Source organism: Kribbella albertanoniae (genome assembly GCF_004348455.1).
Classification (GTDB): Bacteria; Actinomycetota; Actinomycetes; order Propionibacteriales; family Kribbellaceae; genus Kribbella; species Kribbella albertanoniae.
Window position 1 is genome coordinate 1 of sequence record NZ_SMKA01000414.1, and the last position, 5,422, is coordinate 5,422.

The 5,422-nt window shown below is 68.4% G+C and carries 4 protein-coding genes; all 4 read right to left on the reverse strand.

The genetic code is table 11. The features are described from left to right. Positions 1-236 precede the first annotated feature (236 nt). Complete coding sequence (locus E1261_RS43040; protein WP_132415849.1) at positions 237-1,118, reverse strand: LLM class flavin-dependent oxidoreductase; 882 nt, start codon at positions 1,116-1,118, stop codon at positions 237-239. 228 nt (positions 1,119-1,346) lie between these two features. Next, positions 1,347-3,233 carry a phosphoenolpyruvate carboxykinase (GTP) gene (locus E1261_RS43045; RefSeq protein ID WP_132415851.1) on the reverse strand — a complete coding sequence of 629 codons (1,887 nt, stop codon included), beginning with the start codon at positions 3,231-3,233 and terminating at the stop codon, positions 1,347-1,349. A gap of 326 nt (positions 3,234-3,559) precedes the next feature. Further along, entirely contained in the window at positions 3,560-4,684 is a 1,125-nt protein-coding gene (locus tag E1261_RS43050; RefSeq protein ID WP_165952850.1) for a hypothetical protein, read from the reverse strand. Beyond that, entirely contained in the window at positions 4,681-5,262 is a 582-nt protein-coding gene (locus tag E1261_RS43060; protein WP_132415857.1) for a hypothetical protein, read from the reverse strand. The genes E1261_RS43050 and E1261_RS43060 overlap by 4 nt, the downstream gene beginning before the upstream one ends. Positions 5,263-5,422: the final 160 nt, after the last annotated feature.

The window sequence follows — 5,422 nt, forward strand, 5'->3', positions numbered from 1 at the left end:
AGATGTGTATAAGAGCCAGCCCCCGGACCCCCCGCGACCTCGCGCCACTTGCCACCGCAGCGCGACTACAGCACGACTGCGGGGCGGCTGCCGGGGGGCCGCGCGGTTCTCCACCCACCGTTCCCCGCGTCCGGCCACCAGTTGTGGCCGGAGACAGGCAGCTGCGGCCGGGGACCTGTGGTGCGGGGTCTCCGGCCATTACGTCCTGTCTCCGGGAGGCAGCAGCGCGGTTGTTGCTAGCCCTCCAGCAGGCGTTTGGCTTCGGCTATGCGTTGGGCGGCTTGGGGGGTTACGGGTTCGGTGGCGACGATGAGGTGGTCGACGCCTAGTTTCTGGTACGACGCGAACATCTCGGCCAGCTCGGAGACGGTACCGGCGAAGGCGGTTGGGTCGCCCTCGTTCGGGGCCTGGTCGGGGTCGCGGACGACGAGGCCGACGGTGGCTGCGACCGGCTTGCCGACCTCCGCGGTGACGGCACGGAATCCCTCGAGACGCTCGATCGCCTTCTCGCCGGGAGCGCCGTACCAGGCCATGTTCCAGGCGTCGGCCCATTCGGCGGTGAGCCGGAGCATCCGCGGTCGCGAGCCGGCGACCAGGATCGGGATCCGGCGGGCCGGTGCCGGGGTGAGGTTGGCCTCGACCGTCTTGTAGTAGGTGCCGTCGAAGCTGACCGTCTCGCCGCGCACCATCCGCGCCACGATCTCGAGCCATTCCTCGAACCGCCCGAACCGATGATCCGTCGGCAGCCCGAACGCCTCGTACTCCGGATCGTGCCACCCCGCGCCGACCCCGAGAATCAGCCGCCCACCGGACACCTCGTCCAGCGTCGCGGCCATCTTCGCGGTCAGCCCCGGGTCCCGGAACGTCGAGCAGAGCACCATGTTCCCGAGCTCGACCCGCTCGGTCAGCGCCGCGACCGCACTCAGCAGCGTCCACGACTCGTGCATCCCGTGCACAGCGCCGTCCGGGGCCCGATAGAAGAAGTGGTCCGCGATCCACACCGAATCCAGCCCGGAGCTCTCAGCCGTCAGGGCCATCGCCTTGACGTCGTCCCACCGCGGCATCCCACCGGTCGGCCCATCGGACCCACCCACTGGCAACATCAACCCGATCTTCATCCCGCCAACCTACGCACCCACCCGCACCCCAGACGACCGGGTTTGCGTACAGAAGAACTGGTAGTACGTCACCCACCAACAGCATCCGCGCGCCGCCCCACGCCTGAGACACCCCTGGGCGGCCGCCTACTACCCGTCCGTCGGTACACACAGCGCGGCGCCCTGGTCATGGTGGGACCAGGGCGCCGCGTGCTTCCCGCTGCCGGCTTCCGACTCGGCAGCGGAGTTCTAGCCCAGCCGGGCCTTGAGGTGGTCGAGCTCAACGTTCAGCTCAGCCGGAACGGTGTCACCAAGCTTCTCGAACCACTCCTCGATCAGCGGGATCTCGGCCTTCCACTCCTCGGCGTCGACGTCCAGCGCGATCTGCAGCTCCTTGTCGCTGAGCTCCAGCCCGCTGACATCCAGCCCGTCAGCCGTCGGCACGTACCCGACCGGCGTCTCGACCGCGTCCGCCTGGCCCTCGATCCGCTCGATCATCCACTTGAGCACCCGGCCGTTCTCACCGAAGCCCGGCCAGACGAACTTGCCGTTCTCGTCCTTGCGGAACCAGTTCACGTAGAAGATCTTCGGCAGCTTGCTCGCGTCGTTCTCCTTGCCGACGGTCAGCCAGTGGTCGAAGTACTGGCCCGCGTCGTACCCGAGGAACGGCAGCATCGCCATCGGGTCCCGCCGTACGACGCCGACCTGGCCGACCGCGGCCGCTGTCGTCTCCGAGGACAGCGTGGCGCCCATGAACACCCCGTGCGCCCAGTCGCGCGACTCGGTCACCAGCGGCACCGTCGTCGCCCGGCGACCACCGAAGATGATGGCCGAGATCGGTACGCCGTTCGGGTCGTCGTACTCGTCGGCGAGAATCGGGCACTGCTCGATCGGGGTGCAGAACCGGCTGTTCGGGTGGCTGGACAGCTCGCCCGAGGCCGGCGTCCACTCGCGGCCCTTCCAGTCGGTCAGGTGGTCCGGCGGGGTCGGCGAGTAGCCCTCCCACCAGACGTCACCGTCATCGGTCAGGGCGACGTTCGTGAAGACCGAGTTGCCCTTCTCGATCGTGCGCATCGCGTTCGGGTTCGTCTTCCACCCGGTACCGGGGGCGACGCCGAACAGACCGAACTCCGGGTTGACGGCGTACAGGCGGCCGTCCTTGCCGAACCGCATCCAGGCGATGTCGTCGCCGAGCGTCTCGACCTCCCAGCCCTCGAGGGTCGGGTCGAGCATCGCCAGGTTGGTCTTGCCGCACGCGCTCGGGAACGCGGCCGCGATGTAGTGGACCTTCTTCTCCGGCGAGATCAGCTTCAGGATCAGCATGTGCTCGGCCAGCCAGCCCTCGTCGCGCGCCATCGCGCTGGCGATCCGCAGCGAGTAGCACTTCTTGCCGAGCAGCGAGTTGCCGCCGTACCCGGAGCCGTACGACCAGATCGTCCGCTCCTCAGGGAACTGGACGATGTACTTCTCGTCGTTGCACGGCCACGGGACATCCTTCTGCCCGGGCTGGAGCGGCGCGCCGACCGAGTGCAGGCAGGGCACGTACTTCGCGTCGGTGCCCATCTTCGCCAGTACGTCGGCGCCGGTGCGCGCCATGATCCGCATCGAGCCGACGACGTACGCCGAGTCGGTGATCTCGACCCCGAACATCGGCTGCTCGGCGGTCAACGGGCCCATGCAGAACGGCACGACGTACATCGTGCGGCCGCGCATCGAGCCGCGGTACAGGTCCGTCATCAGGACCTTCATCTCGGCCGGGTCCATCCAGTTGTTGGTCGGACCGGCGTCCTTCTCGTCCACGGAGCAGATGAACGTGCGCTGCTCGACGCGGGCGACGTCGCTGGGGTCGGTGCGCACCCAGAACGAGTTCGGCTTCTTCGCCTCGTTGAGGCGGACCATCGTGCCGGCGTCGATCAGCCCCTGGGTCAGTACGCCGTACTCCTCGTCGGAGCCGGTGACCCAGTGGATCGCGTCCGGCTGCGTCAGCTCGGCGACCTCGGCCACCCATGCCAGCAGGCCCGCGTGCTTCGTCGGTGCGCCGGACAGGTCGTACGCCTTGGTCGAGGCGGACGCGGTGCCGGTCGGCGCGGTCTCGGTGAGATCGGCGGTGTGGGTCGGGCTGGCGGTGGTCGTCATCGGCGGCTCATTCCCTCTCAGCTGTCGGTCCGGCTGCCGCTCCGCCCCTCGACGCTGAGGAAACGGGTACGGCACCGGCCGCCGGGGTCTCCAGCGGTTCGATCCAGCGGACTGGCGGTGTGATCTGTCGCATACCAGTGATTGCAGTGGACGCATACCAGTGTGCAAGTGGTACTAACGGTACGCGACGGAAACGGGTGCTGTGAACCCGTCGAACGTGAACCCGGTCACAAAGTTTTTCCGACAACCGCTTTCCGGCCGACCTTGTGAAAATGAGAACGGCCCGCGTCGGGACGCGGGCCGTTCGGTGAAGATTTTTCTGCGAATCAGCTGGTCTGCCGCCAGATGTCGTTCAGGACCCGCTGGACGTCCGGCTCCTCGCCAGGCCGGCCGGTCACCGTCATCCCGACGAGCCACCACTGACCACCGCTCTGGAAGGCCCGCGTCATCGTCAGCACGTACGGCTTGTCCTGAGTCGTCAACCAGGTCCGCTCATCCTTCGCAACCGACGGCACCGGTGCTTGGAAGAGCTTCGTCCACTCCTCATCGAACGCAGGCCGGTCCTTGACGCAGTCCGCCAGATTCGCGCAGGCACTCAGCGCGATCTTCAGGTCCGGCGGGACCTTCCGCCCGGTCGACTGCTCGTCGGTCCGAATCTGCCGATACGCAATCGTCGACGACTCACCCAGGAACGACACCGCCGGCAGCCGCGGCCACCCGAGCGAGAACGGCAGGTCCGCCTTCGTCACCACCTGTACGTCGGCTCCCGCGGGGTACGTCGCCCCCAGCAGCCCGGCGCTACCGTCCGGCCGCTTGTACGGCGCAGTGGTGATCTTCGGCAGGCCCGGCAGCAACACCGTCGACGGAAGTGCCGCCGGACTGACCGCCACGGGTGGCGGAGCCGCGTCAGGCGCCTCCTTCACTGCACTGCCGACGGTTGCGCCGACCGAATACACCAGAGTGAAAACCACCAGTACGACGACTATGGCGACCGCATAGACCCAGCCACCCAGCCGGTCCACCACTCCACCGAGTGCACCCTGGACCTCCGGTGGACTGGGTACGGCGGTCGGCGCGATCCCGCCGTACTGGCTGAGTAGCGACCGCACCGCCTGCAGCGACGCGTCGTCGTTCCCGACGATCCCGTCCAGCGGATCAACCAGCCGCTCCGCACCCGTCTGCCCGGGCACGAGCTGCGTGATCGCATACGGCCGCGCGGCACTGAAGTTCGCCGCCCACAACGGCGTCTCCGCCTGCCCCGGCGCGAGCGCCGCCTCCCGCCCGGCCTGCACCAGCCGCTCCTGCACTACCGGCTCCTGCGCCCCCGCCTCGGTCAGCACCAGCGCGACCACCTCCATCCCCGTGAAGGCCCGTCCGCGCCACACCTCCGCCAGCGGATGCTCGAGCAGCAACTGCTCGAACCGGTACCCGGCAACCTCCGGCGCGTTCACTTCGTCTCCCAGATCGCCCGGTCCGCCAGCACCGTCGCCGCCTGCCGCGCAGTCTCCGCCAGCACCGGAGTGGCCGTGTACTCCACCAGTACGACGACATCCGCCCGCTGCACGAGCACCCGCGTCGTGAACGACTCACCCGCCAGCCCGACCGCCTTCTGATCACTCTTGGTCGGATACGGCCGATCCGGCACCGCATCGAACGGCGACCGGTCGAACGCCTTCTTCGCCATCACCGCCGGCGTGTACGGCGCCTCACCGGCCCCGGCCAGCTTCCCGCCGTACGACGTGATCGTCACCTTCACCGAAGCCGCCGAGAACGTCGTGGCCTGCTGCCGCCCGACCACCGCCGAACACGTCACCGCGCCCGTCCCCGACTGCGCCAACCGCCCACTAGATGCCTTAGGCAACAGCGCCGACACGTCCCCGAGCCGCACGCACAAGTCCGCGGCCAGCTTCCGCGCCGGCACCACATCCTCTTCCTGCACCGGCTGCCCCAACGCAAACCCGACGCCGCCCCCCACCACCGCAGCCACCCCGGCCGCGATCGCCGTACCCCGAACCACCCGACTAGCCATACCCGAGACCTTAGTCAGTCCCAGGTCCGCTTCAGTCGAGCAGCTTCTGCACAGACCCACCCGACTCACTCAGCTTCGTCCCCAACCCCTTCAACGCCTCCCCGACCTCCGCCAGAATCCCCGACAGATCCTGCAGGTTCCCGGCCAGACTCTCGATCTC

Coding starts and splice junctions, on each gene's coding strand:
- E1261_RS43040 (WP_132415849.1), bottom strand. CDS start 1,118: ATGAAGATCGGGTTGATGTTGCCAGTGGGTGGGTCCGATGGGCCGACC.
- E1261_RS43045 (WP_132415851.1), bottom strand. CDS start 3,233: ATGACGACCACCGCCAGCCCGACCCACACCGCCGATCTCACCGAGACC.
- E1261_RS43060 (WP_132415857.1), bottom strand. CDS start 5,262: ATGGCTAGTCGGGTGGTTCGGGGTACGGCGATCGCGGCCGGGGTGGCT.